General features: G+C 65.8%; 15 protein-coding genes. 5 read left to right on the forward strand and 10 right to left on the reverse strand.

Going from position 1 to position 18364, the window contains the following annotated elements:
* Positions 1-65: 65 nt before the first annotated feature.
* The 5 genes from AC1Q7Q_RS37365 (at position 66) to trpS (ending at position 7065) form a co-directional block, all read left to right on the forward strand.
* A complete protein-coding gene (locus AC1Q7Q_RS37365) occupies positions 66-2471 on the forward strand; it encodes an LPS-assembly protein LptD (protein WP_492376417.1) in 2406 nt (801 codons plus the stop codon).
* A 9-nt stretch (positions 2472-2480) separates the two neighbouring features.
* Positions 2481-3977 carry a peptidylprolyl isomerase gene (locus AC1Q7Q_RS37370; protein ID WP_492376419.1) on the forward strand — a complete coding sequence of 499 codons (1497 nt, stop codon included), beginning with the start codon at positions 2481-2483 and terminating at the stop codon, positions 3975-3977.
* Between the two features lie 18 nt (positions 3978-3995).
* The gene (pdxA, locus tag AC1Q7Q_RS37375; protein WP_492376418.1) at positions 3996-5045 is read left to right on the forward strand and encodes a 4-hydroxythreonine-4-phosphate dehydrogenase PdxA; all 1050 of its coding nucleotides are present in this window, start codon (positions 3996-3998) and stop codon (positions 5043-5045) included.
* Positions 5046-5065: 20 nt separating this feature from the next.
* Positions 5066-5887, forward strand: a complete 822-nt coding sequence (gene rsmA, locus AC1Q7Q_RS37380; RefSeq protein WP_174427471.1) for a 16S rRNA (adenine(1518)-N(6)/adenine(1519)-N(6))-dimethyltransferase RsmA — start codon at positions 5066-5068, stop codon at positions 5885-5887.
* Positions 5888-6042: 155 nt separating this feature from the next.
* Complete coding sequence (gene trpS, locus AC1Q7Q_RS37385) at positions 6043-7065, forward strand: tryptophan--tRNA ligase (protein ID WP_416047618.1); 1023 nt, start codon at positions 6043-6045, stop codon at positions 7063-7065.
* 636 nt (positions 7066-7701) lie between these two features.
* Here the strand turns inward: trpS and AC1Q7Q_RS37390 are convergent.
* From AC1Q7Q_RS37390 to AC1Q7Q_RS37435, 10 genes are all read right to left on the reverse strand, one after another.
* A complete protein-coding gene (locus tag AC1Q7Q_RS37390) occupies positions 7702-8556 on the reverse strand; it encodes a DMT family transporter (protein ID WP_492376016.1) in 855 nt (284 codons plus the stop codon).
* 55 nt (positions 8557-8611) lie between these two features.
* Positions 8612-9019: a lactoylglutathione lyase gene (gene gloA / locus AC1Q7Q_RS37395; RefSeq protein WP_006162781.1), complete on the reverse strand. Its 408-nt coding sequence runs from the start codon at positions 9017-9019 to the stop codon at positions 8612-8614.
* A 116-nt stretch (positions 9020-9135) separates the two neighbouring features.
* The gene (locus AC1Q7Q_RS37400) at positions 9136-10020 is read right to left on the reverse strand and encodes a M48 family metallopeptidase (RefSeq protein WP_492376006.1); all 885 of its coding nucleotides are present in this window, start codon (positions 10018-10020) and stop codon (positions 9136-9138) included.
* Complete coding sequence (locus tag AC1Q7Q_RS37405) at positions 10017-10769, reverse strand: lysophospholipid acyltransferase family protein (RefSeq protein ID WP_043343766.1); 753 nt, start codon at positions 10767-10769, stop codon at positions 10017-10019. Before AC1Q7Q_RS37405 ends, AC1Q7Q_RS37400 begins: the two co-directional genes overlap by 4 nt.
* A gap of 17 nt (positions 10770-10786) precedes the next feature.
* A complete protein-coding gene (gene gmhB / locus AC1Q7Q_RS37410; protein WP_492376005.1) occupies positions 10787-11365 on the reverse strand; it encodes a D-glycero-beta-D-manno-heptose 1,7-bisphosphate 7-phosphatase in 579 nt (192 codons plus the stop codon).
* Positions 11366-11394: 29 nt separating this feature from the next.
* Positions 11395-13527 carry a glycine--tRNA ligase subunit beta gene (gene glyS / locus AC1Q7Q_RS37415; protein ID WP_492376004.1) on the reverse strand — a complete coding sequence of 711 codons (2133 nt, stop codon included), beginning with the start codon at positions 13525-13527 and terminating at the stop codon, positions 11395-11397.
* Positions 13528-13563: 36 nt separating this feature from the next.
* The gene (locus AC1Q7Q_RS37420) at positions 13564-14220 is read right to left on the reverse strand and encodes a hypothetical protein (protein WP_492376003.1); all 657 of its coding nucleotides are present in this window, start codon (positions 14218-14220) and stop codon (positions 13564-13566) included.
* Complete coding sequence (gene glyQ / locus AC1Q7Q_RS37425; RefSeq protein ID WP_492376002.1) at positions 14217-15167, reverse strand: glycine--tRNA ligase subunit alpha; 951 nt, start codon at positions 15165-15167, stop codon at positions 14217-14219. The genes AC1Q7Q_RS37420 and glyQ overlap by 4 nt, the downstream gene beginning before the upstream one ends.
* Before the next feature lie 470 nt (positions 15168-15637).
* Positions 15638-17245 (reverse strand): apolipoprotein N-acyltransferase, encoded by a 1608-nt coding sequence (gene lnt / locus AC1Q7Q_RS37430; RefSeq protein ID WP_492376001.1) that lies wholly within the window; start codon positions 17243-17245, stop codon positions 15638-15640.
* Positions 17242-18105 carry a CorC family transporter gene (locus AC1Q7Q_RS37435; RefSeq protein WP_492376000.1) on the reverse strand — a complete coding sequence of 288 codons (864 nt, stop codon included), beginning with the start codon at positions 18103-18105 and terminating at the stop codon, positions 17242-17244. Before AC1Q7Q_RS37435 ends, lnt begins: the two co-directional genes overlap by 4 nt.
* Positions 18106-18364: the final 259 nt, after the last annotated feature.

An 18364-nucleotide genomic window follows, 5' to 3' on the forward strand; every position in this document is an offset into this window, starting at 1 on the left:
CCTGCTTCGGCGGTGGCTGGCGGTTGCTGGGCCGCCGCCGCCGCTCTGACTCATGACCCGCTCGCATGACCGAACAACGACGATCACCGAACCAGAAGGCTAGCAAGACACCGGCACGACTCCCCGGCAGCGCGTTGCGCCCGCTCGTGTTGGCCATGGCCGGCTGGTCGGTGGGTGCGCACGCGCAGGCCGTGAGCTCCGCCATTCCCGACCTGCCGGTGGCCGAGCCGACCGTCGAAGCGGCACCCGAGGCCCCGCCGGTAGCCGGCGAACTGGTGCCGCGTCTGGCCGAGCCGGGCACGGCCAAGACCAAGACGGCCGAGCCGGACGACAACCCGCCCACCTTTGTCTCGGGCGATCGCATGACCGGCTATAACCAGCGTGGCGTGGAGCTCGAGGGCAACGCCGAGCTGCGCCGCAATGGCGGCGTGGTCAAGGGCGACAAGCTCACCTACGACCAGGACAGCGACGAGGCTTTTGTCCACGGCAATGCCCGCATTGCCCGCGACGGCTCGCTCTCGGTCGGGCCGGAAGCCCGGCTGCGGGTCGAGGCCAACGAAGGCTACATGCTGTCTCCGGACTACTATTTCCAGCAGACCGGTGGCTCCGGCAAGGCCGAGCGCATCGATTTCATCGACAAAAATCTCAGCACGATCAAGCGCGCCACCTACACGACCTGTTCGCCCGACAACGCGGACTGGTATTTCAGCGCGCGCGAGCTCGATATCGACAGCGACCGCCAGGTCGGCACTGCCTATGGCGGCGTGCTGCGCTTTTTCGACGTGCCGATCATGGCCGCGCCGGTGTTCAGCTTCCCCTTGAACAGCGAGCGCCGCAGCGGCGTGCTGCCGCCGCTGTTCGGCTATAGCTCGCGCTCGGGCATGGACCTCACGGTCCCGTATTACTTCAATATCGCGCCCAACCGCGACCTGACGATCTTTCCGCGCGTGCTGAGTTCGCGCGGGGTGCAGCTTGGCACCGACTACCGCTATATCGGCAGCGGCTATTCCGGGCGTATCCGCGGCGAATTCCTGCCGGACGACCAGAAGACCAAGACCAACCGCTGGGCGTATTCGATCCAGCATGTCCAGAACATAGCGCCGGGACTGAATGCGTACGTTAACCTGAACAAGGTGTCGGACGGCCAGTATCCCGACGACCTGACCCGCTCGGTGACACAGGCGACGTTGCGCCAGTACACGCAGGAAGGCGGCGTCACCTACAACTGGCAGGATTTTGCCCTGCTGGCCCGGGTGCAGAAATTCCAGACGCTCGCGCCTAGCCAGCCTTCTTATGAGCGTGTGCCTCAGCTCAATGGCAAGTACACGCGTTATGACCTGGGTGGCTTCGATATCCAAGTGGAAGCCGACTACACGCGCTTCCGCATTCCTTTGGGCACGACAGGTACGCAACTGCCGCAGGGTGAACGTGTCTTCATCCAGCCCTCGATCAGCTATCCGATCATTCGGCCAGGCTGGTTCGTCACGCCCAAGGTGACGTTCAATGCCACGCAGTACCAGATGGAGTCCTCCACCAACACCGCGGGCACGCCCAATACGCTGAACCGCGCCTTGCCGACCATGAGCGTGGATTCGGGCATGACGTTCGAGCGCGAGGCGCCGACCGTGAGCCGGCTGTTCGGCGTCAATTACGTGCAGACGCTGGAGCCGCGTCTGTTTTATGTCTACACGCCGTTCCGCGACCAGAGCCAGTTTCCGATCTTTGACACGGTGCAGTCGGACTTTGGCTACGGCCAGATTTTCAGTGAGAATCCGTTCACGGGCTATGATCGCATTGCCGACAACAACAAGCTGACTGGCGGCGTGACCACGCGCTTGATTGAGGCGAGCAGCGGCATCGAACGTTTCCGCGGCACTATTGCGCAGCGCTTTGACTTCACTGGCCAGCGGGTGCAGCTCAATGGCACCGATCCGGCCAAGGCAGGCTATTCTGATTTGCTGGCAGCGACCACGATCCAGATGTTCAAGGGTTATTACCTTGATGCTGGCGTGCAGTACAACCCGGACAGCGATCGGGTGATCTACTCGAACATCGCCTTCTCGTGGCGGCCGGAGCAGCGCAAGACGCTGAATATCGGCTATCGCTACCGGCGCCCCACTTCGGTGACGGACAATACCGCCATCGACCAGTTCGAGGTTTCGAGCCAGTGGCCGCTGACACAGCGCACCTACGGCATCGGCCGGGTCGCGTTCGACCTGAGCGCAAGCCAACTGGTGGACGCGCTGGCCGGCTTCGAATACGCAGCGGATTGCTGGGTTGGCCGTGTGGTCTACCAGCGCTTCCGCAATACCACGCAGGGCTACACCGGACGCATCTTCTTCCAGGTGGAGTTCCGCGGGTTGTCCAAGATCGGTTCCAATCCGCTGGATGTGCTGCGGCTGAACGTGCCGGGTTATGAGCCCGTCCTCGCCAAGCCTGTTATCCCATCCCAGCTCGACCACTATGAATGACGGACCATGATGAAACGTCAAGAATTCAACGCGCTCTCCTCGATGTCTTCCCGCCTGACCGGCTGGCAAAGCCTGCTGCTGACCGCACTGCTGGCCGCCTTCGCACTGCCGGCTTCGGCACAGCTGAAGGCGCCCGGGCAGAAGGCCACCGGCATCTTCATGCCCCAGGCCGGCGACAGCGCTGCCGCCTCGCCCAGCCAGCCGCGCCTGGGCGTGACGCAGCCGGGCACGAGCGCGCAGCGCTCGCAACTGGTGGACGAGGTGGTGGCGATCGTCAACAACAGCGTGATCACGCGGCGCGAATTGCTGGACCGCGCCGACGAGATCGAATCGCAGCTGCGCCAGGCCAACCGCCCGGTGCCGGCGCGCGCCGACCTGCTGGGCGAAGTGCTCGAGCGGCTGGTGATGGAGCGGGTCCAGACGCAAGCGGCGCAGGATGCCGGCATCAAGGTGACCGACCAGGAAGTCGATCGCGCCATTGAGTCGGTCGCGCAGCAAAACCACATCAATGCGACCGACCTGCGCAGCCAGGTCGAGCGCAGCGGCATGACCTGGACCAAGTACCGTGACGAGCTGCGCAAGCAGGTCCAGGTGATCCGCCTGCGCGAGCGCGAGGTGGATTCCAAGATCCAGGTCTACGACGGCGAGATCGACAACTATCTCGCGGCGAATGGCGCACCGGGCGCGGCCGCCACCGCCACCGGCCCCACCGAATACAACGTGGCCCAGATCCTGGTGCGCGTGCCGGAAGATGCCTCCGAGGCGCAGAAGGCAGCCTTGCGCGCCAAGGCCGAAGGGTTGCTCAAGCAGGCTCAGGGCGGTGCGGATTTCGCCCAGCTGGCGCAGGGCTCCGACGGCCCTGAGGCCGCTCAGGGAGGCTCGCTCGGCTTCCGTGAAATCGGCCGGCTGCCGGCGCTGTTTGCCAATGCCGTGCTTGACCTGCAGCCTGGTGGCGTGGCGCCCCAGGTCATCGAGAGCGCCAACGGTTTCCATGTGCTCAAGCTGGTGGCCAAGCGCACCGCGCCGCCGGCAGCGTCGAACCCGGCGGCCAGCGATCGCATCACGCAGACCCAGGTGCGCCATATCCTGATCCGCACCGGCCCCAACATGCCGGAGGCCGAGGCACGCCGCCAACTGGCCACGCTGCGCGACCGGATCACCCACGGCGGCGACTTTGCCGACGCGGCCAAGCGCTTCTCCCAGGATGGGTCGGCGCAGAACGGCGGCGATCTCGGCTGGGTATCGCCGGGCGAGCTGGTGCCGGAGTTCGAGCAGGCCATGAGCCGCCTGCGCCCGGGCGAGGTGTCCGAGCCCATCGTCACGCAGTTCGGCGTGCATCTGATCCAGGTGCTCAATCGCCGCGAGACCGAGATCACGCCGGAGAAGCAGCGCGACTTCGCCCGCGCGGAGATTCGCGAGCAGAAGGTGCGCGCGGCGTATGAAGACTGGCAGCGCCAGTTGCGCCAGGCCGCCTACGTGGAATACCGCGTCAACCGCCAGCGCTAACCAGAACGCATCGCCACCATGTCCGAGCCGCTCGCGCTAGCCATCACCACCGGGGAACCCGCCGGCATTGGCCCCGACATTACCGTCGGCGCCTTGCTGCAACTTGCCGGCGAGCATCCGCAGGTGCGTTTTCACGTGCTTGGCGACGCGGGCCTGCTGGCGGCGCGCGCCGCCGCGCTGGGTGTCGCGCAAGCCTGGGCGCACCGGCTTGCGGATGGCAGCGTGGTGTGCGACGACATCCCTCTGGCCGTGCCTTGCGATGCTGGCCGGCTGGATGCGCGCAACGGCGGCTATGTGCTCGCCTTGCTCGATGCAGCCATCGATGGCTGCATGGGCGGGACCAGCGGCACGCGGCGTTTTGCCGGCATGGTGACCGCGCCCGTGCAGAAGAGCACCATCAACGATGCCGGCGTGCCCTTCACCGGGCACACCGAATACCTGGCCGAGCGCGCCGGCGTGCCGCGCGTCGTGATGATGCTGGCCGGCCCGCAGCCCGCGCATGGCAACGCCATGCTGCGCGTGGCGCTGGCCACCACCCACCTGCCATTGCGCGCGGTGCCCGACGCGCTGACCGTGTCCATGCTGGAAGAAACGCTGGCCATCGTCGACCACGACCTGCGCCGGCATTTCGGCATCGCCCGGCCGCGTATCCTGGTGACCGGCCTGAACCCGCATGCCGGCGAAAGCGGCCATATGGGCCGCGAGGAGATCGATGTGATCATTCCCGCGCTGGCCCATGCCGTGGACGCGGGCATCGATGCCCGCGGCCCGTACCCGGCCGACACGCTGTTCCAGCCCCGCCATCTAGATGGGGCTGACTGCGTGCTGGCGATGTACCACGACCAGGGCCTGGCCCCGCTCAAGTACGGCACATTTGGCCACGGCGTGAACATCACGCTGGGGCTGCCTTTTATCCGCACCTCGGTCGACCATGGCACTGCGCTCGACCTGGCCGCAAGTGGCCAGGCCGAGCACGGCAGCATGATCGAGGCGATCCGCAACGCCATCGTCATGGCCGGCCACGCCAACGGCCGGCCGCGCGCCGCGCCGCTGGTGGCAACACGCTGACGCCCGAGCGAGACCTAACTATGCGTTCCAACGTACACCAGGGCCATGTGGCCCGCAAACGATTCGGACAGAACTTCCTGGTCGATGACGGCATCATCCACGGCATCGTCAGTGCCATCGACCCGCAGCACGGCGATACCCTGGTCGAAATCGGCCCCGGCCTCGGCGCGCTGACCCAGCCGCTGCTGGAGCGCTTGCCGCAGATGCAGGTGGTCGAGCTTGACCGCGACCTGGTGGAGCGCCTGCGCCGCCGCTACGGCGAACGGCTGGTGATCCACGCCGGCGACGCGCTGGCCTTCGATTTCGGCAAGCTGTGCGAAGCCGGCAAGCCGCTGCGCATCGTCGGCAACCTGCCCTACAACATCTCCAGCCCGCTGCTGTTCCACCTGGCCGAGTTTGCCGACCAGGTGCGCGACCAGCACTTCATGCTGCAAAAGGAAGTGGTCGAGCGCATGGTGGCCGAGCCAGGCAGCAAAGCCTTCGGGCGGCTGTCGATCATGCTGCAGGTGCGCTATCACATGGAGCATGTGCTCGACGTGCCGCCGGCCTCGTTCAACCCGCCGCCCAAGGTTGACTCCGCCGTGGTGCGCATGATCCCCTGGCCGCGCCAGCCCGATGGCCAGTTGCGCTCGCCGTATCCCGCGTGCAACCTGACGGTGCTGGGCGACGTGGTGGCCGCGGCGTTCTCGCAGCGGCGCAAGGTCCTGCGCAATACACTGTCGATGCTGCGCGACCAGGTCGATTTTGAAGCCCTTGGCTTCGACCTGGCGCGGCGCGCCGAGGAAGTCCCCGTGGCCGAGTACGTCGGCCTGGCGCGCCAGCTTGAAACCCCGGCTACATGATGCGCGCGACCGGCTCTCGTTCCCATTGGCGGCGCTGCTGAACGCAGCGGCACGTCGTCATCCCCTGATCCCGACTCCAGCCGCCGCAGCCCGGTTGGCAGCACTCTGCCTGCGCTGACCGGCACCGCGGCGCTTCTCTTACCCAAGGAAATGCCATGACTAGCGAAACGCAGGCGCCCCAGCGCAAGGTCATCCTCACCGGCGACCGTCCCACCGGCCAGCTTCACCTGGGCCACTACGTTGGCTCGCTCAAGAGCCGCGTGGCGCTGCAGGATACCCACAAGCAATATCTGCTGCTGGCCGACACCCAGGCCATGACCGACAACGCGCACGATCCGGACAAAGTGCGGCGCAACGTGCTGGAAGTGGCGCTCGACTACCTCGCGGTCGGCATCGACCCGGCCAAGACCACCATCACGGTGCAGTCGCACCTGCCCGCGCTGGCCGAGCTGACCCTGATGTACCTGAACTTCGTCACGGTCGCCCGGCTCGAACGCAACCCGACCATCAAGGAAGAGATCCAGGCGCGCGGCTTCGGCCGCGATATCCCGGCGGGCTTCCTGTGCTACCCGGCTTCGCAAGCTGCCGACATCACCGGCTTCAAGGCCACCGTGGTGCCGGTCGGCGAGGACCAGGCCCCCCTGATCGAGCAGACCAACGAGATCGCGCGCCGAATCAACCACCAGGTTGGCCGCGAAGTGCTGCCGGAAGCCGCCGCGCTGATCCCGCGCTTTGGCCGGCTGCCCGGCGTCGACGGCAAGGCCAAGATGAGCAAGTCGCAAGGCAACGCCATCTCGCTGGCGGCCTCGCCCGAGCAGGTCAAGGAAGCGGTCATGCGCATGTACACCGACGCCAACCACCTCAAGGTGTCCGATCCGGGCCAGGTGGAGGGCAATGTGGTGTTCACCTACCTCGACGCGTTCGACGAGGCGGTCGATGAAGTGGCCGAGTTGAAGGAGCACTATCGGCGCGGCGGCTTGGGTGACATGGTCCTCAAGCGCAGGCTCGATGGTGTGCTGCAAGGGCTGCTGGCGCCGATTCGTGAGCGGCGCGAGGAGCTGGCCAAGGATCCGGCCTCTGTGTTTGACATTTTGAAGCAGGGGACGGAGCAGGCACGGTTGGTGACGCAGGCTACGTTGGATGAAGTGCGCGAGGCGTTGGGGACTTTTAGGTTTTGAGGTTGAATTGTTGGGGGTTGTAGGTTAATGGCAACTGCAACTGCAACGGCTTAACGTCAAGGTCAACTTCAACTGCCGTTTCACCGCCCCTGCGGGGAGGCGACCTACTTTCTTGTCTCGCCAAGAAAGTAGGCAAAGAAGCGACCCGGATGGGGCGACCCCCCCTCGTCGGCAGGCAAAAAGAGCGGCCGGGGGCCAAACTCACATCGCCTCAGGGCGATGCTCAGACATGGCCCCCTCTTTTCCGCTCTTTTTGCCTGCCGACGAGGCGCCCCATAACGGGAGATGAAAACCCAGACGGCTCGCTTCGCATCGCGGGGAGGTGATTTCCGCCTGGGGGCGGAAATCACGGCTACACCGAATGGTGTTTGATCCCAACGGCCACTGGTTCTGCCGTGTTTCCCGCCTGGGGGCGGGAAACACCCATGGCGATGCGAAGCGAGCCGTAAAGGTTCACCTAGGCCGTATGGGGCGCCTTCTTTGCCTACTTTCTTGGCAAGACAAGAAAGTAGGTCGCCGCCCCGCAGGGGTGGTGAAACTGTCGTTGAATTTGCAGTTAAGCCCTTGAATCTGAAGCTGATTTTGCAGGTGCAGGTGCAGTTGCAGTTGCAGTTGCAGCCACTACACCCAGCCCCTTTACTCCCGCCGATTCACCAACCCAATCCCCCCCAACACCAGCACCGCGGCAATCGCAAACCGCATGCCCACGGCGTCATGCATCAGCACCACGCCAAACGCCACCCCGAACAGCGGCGTCAAAAACGAAAACACCGACAAGCGCGAAGCCAGGTACTGGCGCAGTAGCCAGAACCACGTCAGGTAGCTGGCGAATGCAATCAGCACCGACTGATAGAACAGGCTGGCGACCACCATGCCGTCGACGCGCGCATGCAGATGCTGCCCGGCTGCAAGCGCCATGGACAGTAGCATCACCGCGGACACTGCGAGTTGATAGAGCAGCGTCTTGCTGGGCGCTGCCGAAGCCAGCCGGCTGGCGCGCACCACCACCGTGGTAGCGGCCCAGAGGAAGCCGGCCAGGATCCCCAGCGCATCGCCCAGTAACGTGCTGCCGCCATGCACGGCCGGTGTGGCGATGCCATCGGCAAAGGCCAGGGCCATGCCGCAGAAGGCTAGCCCGACGCCCAGCCATTGCCCGCGCCGCAGGCGTTCGCCGGCGACGCTCAGATGCAGGCCGAGTGCGGTAAAGATGGGCGCGGTGTAGAGGAACACCGCCATGCGCGAAGCCGTGGTGTGGCCGAGCCCGACGAAGATGCAGAAGAACTCGGCGCCGAACAGCAGGCCAGCCAGCAGCCCGGCGCCCAGCGTGCCGTCGTGTTGCCACAGCGGCGTGCGGCGCCAGGCGGCAAAGCCGAACACCAGCACGGCTGCCACCGCCGAGCGCACGCCAGCCTGGAGCACGGCGCCCATCAGTGGCGCCGTCGCCTTGATGACCACTTGCTGCAGTCCCCAGGCCACGCACAGGACCACCATCAACGTGACGGCTGTGCCGTCGAGCGGGCGCCGGCTTGGCAGCGACGCGCTCACCTCAAGGACGGCTGGCGTCGCGCGTGGAATTGCGCTCGATCAGCTCGATCTTGTAGCCGTCCGGATCTTCGACGAAAGCGATCACCGTGGTGCCGCCCTTGACCGGGCCGGCCTCGCGCACGACGTTGCCGCCGGCGGCGCGGATGCGCTCGCAGGTGGCTGCCGCGTTATCGGTTTCCAGCGCGATATGGCCGTAGGCGGTGCCCATCTCGTACTTTTCCACGCCGTAGTTATAGGTCAGCTCTAGCACGGCGGTTTCGGATTCCGGGCCGTAGCCGACGAAGGCGAGGCGGTACTTGTATTCGGTGTTGTCGCTCTCGCGCAGCAGCTGCATGCCGAGGATGCGGGTGTAGAAGTCGATCGAGCGTTGCAGGTCGCCGACGCGGAGCATGGTGTGGAGGAGTCGCATTTTGGGAGAGGCCTGATCTTGTTTTGGGATAGGTCGATTATTCTAAACGGGATGGAAGCAATCGGTTTGCCTTGGCCCAGGTGTGCCATTTCCCCGTTTCAAATCAAAGGCCCAGCCTAGAACGTGGGCAGCAACTCGGGCGGGTGGGCCCGCAATTGCGCGCGGGCATCACGGAACTCCGGAAAGATCGATGCCACCGTATCCCAGAACCTCGGGCTGTGGTTCATCTCCTTGAGATGCGCCAGCTCATGGGCGGCCACGTAGTCGATCATCGACAGCGGAAAATGCATCAAACGCCAGTTCAGGCGGATCTTGCCGTCGGCGGTGCAACTGCCCCAGCGCGTGGCGGCGGAGGTCAGCGCAAACGCGCTATGCCGCACGCCGAGCTTTTCCGCGTAGATATCGAGCCGCTGTGCCAGCAGGCGTCGCGCCTGGTGTTGCAGCCAGCCTTGCACGCGATCCTTGATCTGCTGCTCGTCGGCATGCACGGGCAGCGCGAGATGAAGGATGCAGGTCTGGGCATCGAACAGCAGCACGCCGGCCGGAGACTCCAGCTGCAGCGTGATGGGCTTGCCCAGGAAGGGCAGGCTGGCGCCGTCGCGCCATTGCACGGTGGGCAGCACGCGGCGGGCTTCGCGGTGCTGCCATTCCCCCAGCTTGTTGAAGATCCAGCGCTGTTTTTCCAGAATGGCCGACTCGATGTCGGCCAGCGTGACCCAGCGCGGCGCCGTGATGGACAGGCCGCGGTCGTCCACGGTGAAGCCGATGGTACGGCGCGACGAGCGCTTGAGCGTGTAGTGCACGGCGCGCTCGCCCACCAGCAGCCGTCGTGCATTGGGCTGCGGCTGGGGCCAGGGCTGCGCCGTCGGGGAGTTGGGCTGCGCCGGCGCCAACCCGCCTGGCACCATGCCGGGCGCCCTGTCTTCGCCTGTGAGGGCGTCGGACAGCGGCAGCTCCATCTGGGAACCGGGGGAGTCGGGGGTCGGGCGCAGCAATTTCATGCGGGCGTTCTGCTCCGGTAGCTCTCGGCGTCGATTCTACGCATATCTTGTTCGATCCACGCCTCAACCTCTTGATTGACCTGGTCGGCCGTCTTGTTGGCCGACGAGATCGGCGCGCCGACGGAGACCGTGATCAGGCCCGGGTACTTGAGGAACGAGTTGCGCGGCCACAGGCGGCCGGAGTTGACCGCCATCGGGATCACCCATGCGCCGGTCTCCACCGCAAGGCGGGCGCCGCCGCTCTTGTAGCGCGTTTTCTCCAGGCCCGACGGGGTGCGCGTGCCTTCCGGGAACATGATGATCCAGGCGCCTTCGGCCAGCCGCTCGCGGCCCTGGCGCACCGCCGAGGCGAAGGCACGGGTGCCTTCCTTGCGGTTGATGTGCACCATCTTGAGCATGCCCAGCGCCCAGCCGAAGAAGGGCACCATCAGTAGTTCGCGCTTGAACACGAAGCACATCGGCTTGGGCATGGTGGCCAGGTAGGCCACGGTTTCCCACGCCGACTGGTGCTTGGACAGCACCACCACCGGCTTGTCGAGCATGGCATCGAAATGCTCACGGCCTTCATAGCGGTAGCGGATGCCGCAGATCAGCGCGGCCGCACCGGTCACCAGCCGCGGCCAGCCGCGCACGAAGCGGTAGCGGCGGTCGGCGTTCATGAACGGAAAGACGATGAAGCACGCGCAGGCATAGGGCGGCGTCAGTACCAGGAGGAACAACGCGAACAGCAAGGAGCGGAGAAAAATCATCGGTACGGGAGTTGGGTTCAGGAGCCGGCCTGGCGCGGGGCGCCATCGCCGGTGAGCAGCCAGCGCGCAAAGGCGCGCAGGTCGTCGTGGATCAGCGTGCCGGTCGGCAGGCCGCCCTTTTTCTCGGTCTTGGGGCCTTTGCCGGTCAGTACCAGGTGCGGGGCGCAGCCTACCGCCAGCCCGGCTTCGAGGTCGCGCAGGGAGTCGCCCACCAGCGGCACGCCCTTGAGCTCGACGCCGAAGCGCTCCGCCAGCTGCTCAAGCATGCCGGGCTTGGGTTTGCGGCAATCGCAGCCGTCCGCCGCCGTATGCGGGCAGAAGAAGACCGCGTCGACGCGCCCGCCAAGGTTGGCCAGCGCCTTGTGCATCTTCTCGTGCATGGCGTTGAGCGCGCTCATCTCGAACAGGCCGCGTCCGATGCCGGACTGGTTGCTGACGATCACCACGCGATAGCCGGCCTGGTTGAGCGCTGCGATCGCTTCCAGGCTGCCATCGATGGGGATCCATTCGTCCGGCGTCTTGATGAACTGGTCGCTGTCAAGGTTGACGACCCCGTCGCGATCGAGCACGACAAGCTTGGGCGGTGTCTGCGGCATGATGGCTTCCCGTTGTGGTGCCGGCCCGCTTACGCGGCCAGCTTGGAGATGTCGGCCACGCGATTGGCCAGCACGTGCAGCGAGGCCAGCAGCGCGAGCCGGTTGGCGCGCAGTTGCGGGTCTTCGGCCATCACCATGACATCGTTGAAGAACTGGTCGACCGCTTCGCGCAGTTGTGCCAGGTCGCGCAGCGCGGTGGCGAAGTCGCCGTTGGCGAAGGCGGCATCCACTTGCGGACGCACGCTTTCCACCGCCTTGTGCAGCGCGCTTTCGGCGGCTTCCTGGAGCAGGGCCGGCTGCACCGTGCCTACGGGGTCGGTGTTCTTGCGCAGGATGTTGGTGATACGCTTGTTGGCCGCGGCCAGCGCTTCGGCCTGGGGCAGGGCGGCAAAGGTGCGCACCGCTTCCAGGCGGGCCAGGATATCGTCCAGGCGCTGCGGGCGCAGGCTCACCACCGCTTCGACCTCATGGGTGGTGTAGCCCTTGTCCTTCAGGTAGCCGCGCAGGCGGTCGTAGAGGAAATCGGCAATCGCGGCTTGCGCGGGCTTGACCGCGGCAATGCCGGCGAAGGCTTGCTGGGTGAGTTCCAGCAGCGCGTCGATCGACAGCGGCAGCGGGGTTTCGACCAGCATGCGCAGGATGCCCAGCGCGTGGCGGCGCAGCGCGAACGGGTCCTTCTCGCCGGTGGGCGACAGGCCGATGCCCCAGATGCCCACCAGCGTTTCCAGCTTGTCGGCCAGCGCCACGGCCAGGCTCACCGGGCTGCCCGGCAGGGCATCGCCGGCAAAGCGCGGGCGGTAGTGCTCTGAGCAGGCCAGCGCCACGCTCTGCGCTTCGTCGTCGTGGCGCGCGTAGTACGTGCCCATGGTGCCTTGCAGTTCCGGGAATTCGCCCACCATGTCTGTCAGCAGGTCGGCCTTGGCGAGTTCGGCGCCACGCATGGCGGCCGCCTTTTCCACGGCAATGCCGGCTGCGGCCAATGCGTCGGCGATGTGGCCGGCGATCTGCTGCAGGCGCTGCACGCGGTCGAGCTGCGTGCCGATCTTGTTGTGATAGACCACGTTGGCCAGTTGCGGCACGCGCGAGGCGAGGGTCTTCTTGCGATCCTGGTCGAAGAAGAATTTGGCGTCCGCCAGGCGCGGGCGCACCACGCGCTCATTGCCGCTGATGATGGACTCCGGCGTATCGGTGGCCAGGTTGGAAACCACCAGGAAGCGGTTGCGCAGGTGGCCGGCGGCATCGGTCAGCGCGAAGTACTTCTGGTTGGTCTGCATGGTCAGGATCAGGCATTCCTGCGGCACTTCGAGGAAGGCCTCCTCGAAGTGGCAAGGATAGACCACCGGCCATTCCACCAGCGAGTTGACTTCATCGAGCAGCGCATCGGGCATCACGACCTGGTCGGCGCCCGCCTGCTCCAGCAGTGCGGTGCGGATGCGTTCGCGGCGATCCGCGTAGCTGGCCAGCACGTGGCCTTGCGACGCCAGCACGGCGGCGTATTCGCCTGCATGCGCGATCTCGATCTCGCCGCTGGAGAGGAAGCGATGGCCGCGCGTGGTGCGGCCCGCCTGCAGCCCCAGCACGCTGAGCGGCACCACCTCGGTGCCAAGTAGTGCGATCAAACTGTGCGCGGGGCGCACGAAATGCACCGTGCTGCCGTCCGGGCGCTGGTAGCTCATCACCTTGGGGATGGGCAGCTTGGCGATGGTGTCGTCCAGCGCTGCCTGCAGCCCGGCGCCCAGTTCGGCGCCGCGCGCGGTGTAGCGGTAGAAGAAGGCGTCGGCCTTGCCGTCGGAGGCGCGCTCCAGGGTTTGCCAGTCGATCGCCTCGACGCCTACCGATTTAGCCAGGGCGACCAGTTTCTTGGCCAGCGGGGCGGTGGGCTGGCCGGTGGCGTCCAGCGCCACGGTCAGTGGCAGCACTTTCTCGCGCTGCTCGCGGTCGGGCGCGTTACGGCGCACTTTGGTGACCAGCGCAGCCAGCCGGCGCGGCGTGGCGAACGCGGTCACGGCGGCGCCGTCACCTACCAAGCCACGCTCGGAGAGGCCGGCGAAGAGGCCCTGCGCGAAGGCGTCGCCCAAGCGTGCCAGCGCCTTGGGCGGCAGCTCTTCGGTGAGCAGTTCGATCAGCAGCGTATCGTTCGAATCGGTCAGGAGTTGCGACATGAATCGTTTCCAACAAGTTGTGGCACGCGCTGCGCTTTAGCAGCGCGGTGCAATAGTAGGTTCTACGCCGGACAACAGCCACAGGCCGTTTTGCTGGCGGAATTGCAGCGTGGTTGCTACGCACTGCGTGTCTGCGCTGGTGCCATTGGTGCCGTTGCTTGCGCTGCTGCCACGGCCGCCGGGGGCGGGACGAGGCGCGAAGAAGCGGGCATCGAGGCGGCGCAGCCGCTTGTCGTAGCGGATCTCGTCGATGCGGCCGCTCACCCAGAAGTCGATCCTGGGTGGCAGCTGCGCGGCCGAGTAGTATGTCCTGATCTGCCTGCGCACCCGCCCGTTGACCGTCTCGGTCTCAATCCACGAGAGCGGGTAGCGGATTGCGCTTTCATAGGCGCGCAGCGGCACGCGGTGCCAGCCAAGGTCCTTGGAGCCCGAGAGATCGCACGAGAACGTGCGCACCAGCTGGGTCCATTGGTCCAGCGAGTTGTTCGGGCCGAAAGCGCCATGCCAGTGCCGGTCGATCGCCTGCTGCAGGGCCTGCGGATTGGCCTCGCATACATTGGACAGGTCGGCCGGCAGGTACAGCACTTGCGGGCTCGGCATCGGCGCGGTGGCCTGGGCGGCGCCATGCGCTCCCAAGGCCAGCAGTGCCAGGGCAGCGCCTCGGCATAGCGCGCTGCGCGCTGTGCGGGTCATGCGGTGGCCTCGCGGTCGCACATCGGGAAGCCGAGCGACTCGCGCGAGTCGTAGTAGGCCTGGGCCACCAGCCGCGACAGGTTGCGGATGCGGCCGATGTAGGCCGCGCGCTCGGTGACCGAGATCGCGCCGCGCGCATCCAGCAGGTTGAATGTGTGAGCGGCCTTGAGCAGTTGCTCGTAGGCCGGCAGCGCCAGGCGCTTGGTGACTTCGGCCGATGCGTCCTGCTGCGTGGCTTCGGCGGCACCCATCAGGCGCTTGGCCTCGGACTCGTACTCGGCGAAGTGGCGGAACAGGATCTCGGTGTTGCTCTGCTCGAAGTTGTAGGTGGATTGCTCCACTTCGTTCTGGTGATAGACGTCGCCATAGGTCAGGCGGCGCGTCTTGCCGTTTTCTTCCCACTCGGTCCACACCAGGTCATAGATGTTCTCGACCTTCTGCAGGTACATCGCCAGGCGCTCGATGCCGTAGGTGATCTCGCCGGTGATGGGCTTGCAGTCGATGCCGCCAACCTGCTGGAAGTACGTGAATTGAGTGACTTCCATGCCGTTGAGCCAGACTTCCCAGCCCAGGCCCCAGGCGCCGAGGGTGGGGTTCTCCCAGTCGTCCTCGACGAAGCGGATGTCGTTTTGCTTGAGGTCCAGGCCCAGCGCTTCCAGCGAGCCGAGGTACAGCTCCAGGATGTTCTCGGGGGCCGGCTTGAGCACCACCTGGTACTGGTAGTAGTGCTGCAGGCGGTTGGGGTTCTCGCCATAGCGCCCGTCCTTGGGGCGGCGCGACGGCTGCACATAGGCGGCTCGCCACGGTTCCGGGCCGATCGCGCGCAGGAAGGTGTGCACGTGCGAGGTGCCGGCGCCGACCTCCAGATCGATAGGTTGCAAGAGTGCACAACCCTGCCGGTCCCAGTAGGCCTGCAGGGTGAGGATCATTTGTTGGAAGGTCAGCATAGGCGAAGACTAGTAAGGGCCTGCACGCAGGCCAGCAAGCAAGGGCGGACGGCGTGGCGGCAAAGTTGCCGCGGCGCCTCACGAAGATCGTGCCAAACCCTGAATTCTATCGGTTTTTTTGCCGCCGCCAGCCATCGGCACGGCCCTTGCATACGTCAGGGCGTCCAATCCCGCCCGCGGGGCTGGCATGTGGTGTCGGCGTTTTGCAACGAATCGGGTAAACACCGAAGGGTGCTAAAGGCCTGCCGGATACTGGCCGTTAGTGTTTTTGTATACAGTATTAGGCAGAGCTGTGCATAACAGCCGCAACCGTTTGAATCAATCCAGTTACGGGGACACCGGTCATGTCGCTACTTTCTCGCAAGCCTTATCTCGTCGCCATTGCAGTGATGATTGCCGCCGCCTTGCTATCGGTAGCAGCGGGGGCGTCTGCCTGACGACTGGCCCGGCGCAGGCCCGCCCGCCCGCCGTCAGCCCTGCCGGCGGCGGCGCCAGGCCGCCAGTGCCAGCACCAGCAGGCATGCCGCCAGCGCCGGTACATTGCCCCAACGCACGTAGGGGGTGAAACCCTGCGTGCCCTGCACATTGGCGGTGAGCGTGCCGACGGTGAAGGTCGGCAGCTGTCCCGCCACCACGCCGTCCGGCGTCACCACGGCCGTCATGCCGGTATTGGTCGAGCGCAACATCGGCCGGCGCGTTTCCAGCGCGCGCATGCGCGAGATCTGCAGATGCTGGTCCAGCGCGATGGTGTCGCCGAACCACGCCAGGTTGGTCACGTTGGCCAGGATATTGGCCGGCACCTTCTGGCTGCGCAGGGTCTCGGCGATTTCCTCGCCGAACAGATCCTCGTAGCAGATATTGGGCGCCACCAGGATGCCGCGCACGGGCAGCGGCGCCTGGTCCAGCCCGCCGCGGCGGAAATCCCCCAGCGGCATCTTCATCATGTCCACGAACCAATGGAAGCCGAAGGGAATGAACTCGCCGAACGGCACCAGGTGGTGCTTGTTGTAGCGGTACAGCCGTTCGGTCAACGGGCCCAGGCCAAAGACGCTGTTGGTGAAATCGACCGGCGAATCCGCGCCGGCGGCGCCGAACAGCACGGTGGTACCGCTGGCCACGGTGAAATCGCGCACCGCGATGGCGATGTCCACAGGCAGGTCCTGCAGGATCACCGGGAACGCCGTCTCCGGCGTCACGACCAGATCGGCCGGAGCGGCGGTGATCAGGTCACGATAAAGCTCGAGCGAGCGCTGCACGCCGACCGGCTCGAACTTGATGTCCTGCGCTACGTTGCCCTGCAGCAGCCGCACCGAAATGGGCTTGCCGGCAGGCGTGGTCCAGGCGATCGGCACCAGCGCGGCGCCGGCCAGCGGCAGCGCCACGGCGGCCGCCAGGGCGATCGCGCCGGCACGCATGCCATGCGGGTTGGCGTGCTCATTGCGACCACGGCCAAAGCCACGCGCGGCGGCCACCAGCAAGGCGGCCACGGTCGCGGCCAGCGCGCCGATGCCATAGACGCCCACCAGCGGCGCAAAGCCGGCCAGTGGGCCATCGGTATGGGCGTAGCCGCTCGACAGCCACGGAAAGCCGGTGAAGACCACGCCGCGCAGCCATTCCGACAGCCCCCAGGCCGCCCCAAAGGCGAGTGGCGCAAGCAGTGCCAATGAGGTTGTCCGCGTACGGCGGGCAGCCAGCCAGTGCCACGTGGCGGCGGCCAGTGCCGGATAGAGCGAGAGGAAGGCGCTGAACAGCAGCACGGCAAGCATCGCCATCCACGCCGGCATCTCGCCATAGACGTGCATGCTGATATAGAGCCACCAGATGCCGGAGAGGAACCAGCCGAGGCCGAAGGCGTAGCCGGTGGCGGCCGCGCCACGGGTGCGCGGCGCATCGGCGACCAGTGCCACCAGCCCCGCCAGCGACAGCAGTTGCAGCCACCACCAGGTGTGCGGCGCGTAGGCCTGGGTATGGGCCACGCCCAGCACGGCGGCCAGCAGCAGGCGGGGCAGGCTCACGCCGCGCGCGTCGTCGCGTCCGGCGCTAGCGGCGCCGGACCATGCCTGGACAACGCGCTTCATGCGCCGTCCACGTCGGGCGGGGCCTCGCGGCGCACCAGCATCAGGTGCGCCTGGCGGGCGTCGGCACGCAGGACTTCAAAGCGCATCGGCGGCAACACCACCACTTCGCCACGATGCGGCACGTGACCCAGGTGGTTGCTCAGCAAGCCGCCCACGGTATCGACGTCGTGATCCGAGAATTGCGTGCCGAAGGTTTCGTTGAACTGCTCGATTTCGGTCAGTCCATGCACGCGCCAGCTGCCATCGGGCAGCTGCACGATATTGTCATGGTCTTCGTCGAGGTCGAACTCATCCTCGATGTCGCCCACGATCTGCTCCAGCACGTCCTCAATGGTGACCAGGCCGGCGACGCCGCCGTACTCGTCCACCACCATGGCGATGTGGTTGCGGTTGATGCGGAAGTCGCGCAACAGGATATTGAGGCGCTTGGACTCGGGAATGAACACCGCCGGGCGCAAGGTCTCGCGCAGGTCGAACTCTTCATCGGTGTAATACCGCAAGAGGTCCTTGGCGAGCAGGATGCCGATGATGTTGTCGCGGCTGCCTTCATAGACCGGAAAGCGCGAGTGCGCTGTCTGCCGCATGAAGGGAATGAAGCTCTCCGGCGCATCGGCGATATTGACGGTGTCCATCTGGCCGCGGGGGACCATGATGTCGCGCGCGGTGAGTTCGGATACCTGGAACACGCCTTCGATCATGGAAAGCGAGTCGGCGTCGATCAGGTTGCGCGCATGCGCATCCTGGAGCACCTCGAGCAATTCGGCACGGGAGTCTGGCTCCGGAGAGATGAAATCCGAGAGCCGTTCGAGCAGGGATCGGGGACGGTCGGCTGACTTCGAACTGGGATAAGGGTCGTTCATGGCGCGACGAGCGCGGGGTGGATATCGGTTGAAGGATACACTAAAAGGGTTTGGGGGCAGTGATAGGGGAGGTTTGGCGGGGTTTGAAATGGCGACTGCAGCAGCAAAATTGGCTTCAGCTGGCTTGACGTCAAGGGTAACTGCAACTGCTTAACTGCGACTGCCTAACGTCAAAAGCAACTGCGGTTTCACCACCCCTGCGGGGCGGCGACCTACTTTCTTGTCTTGCCAAGAAAGTAGGCAAAGAAGGCGCGCCGGA

The organism is Cupriavidus sp. GW823-FHT07A04, from assembly GCF_058794615.1.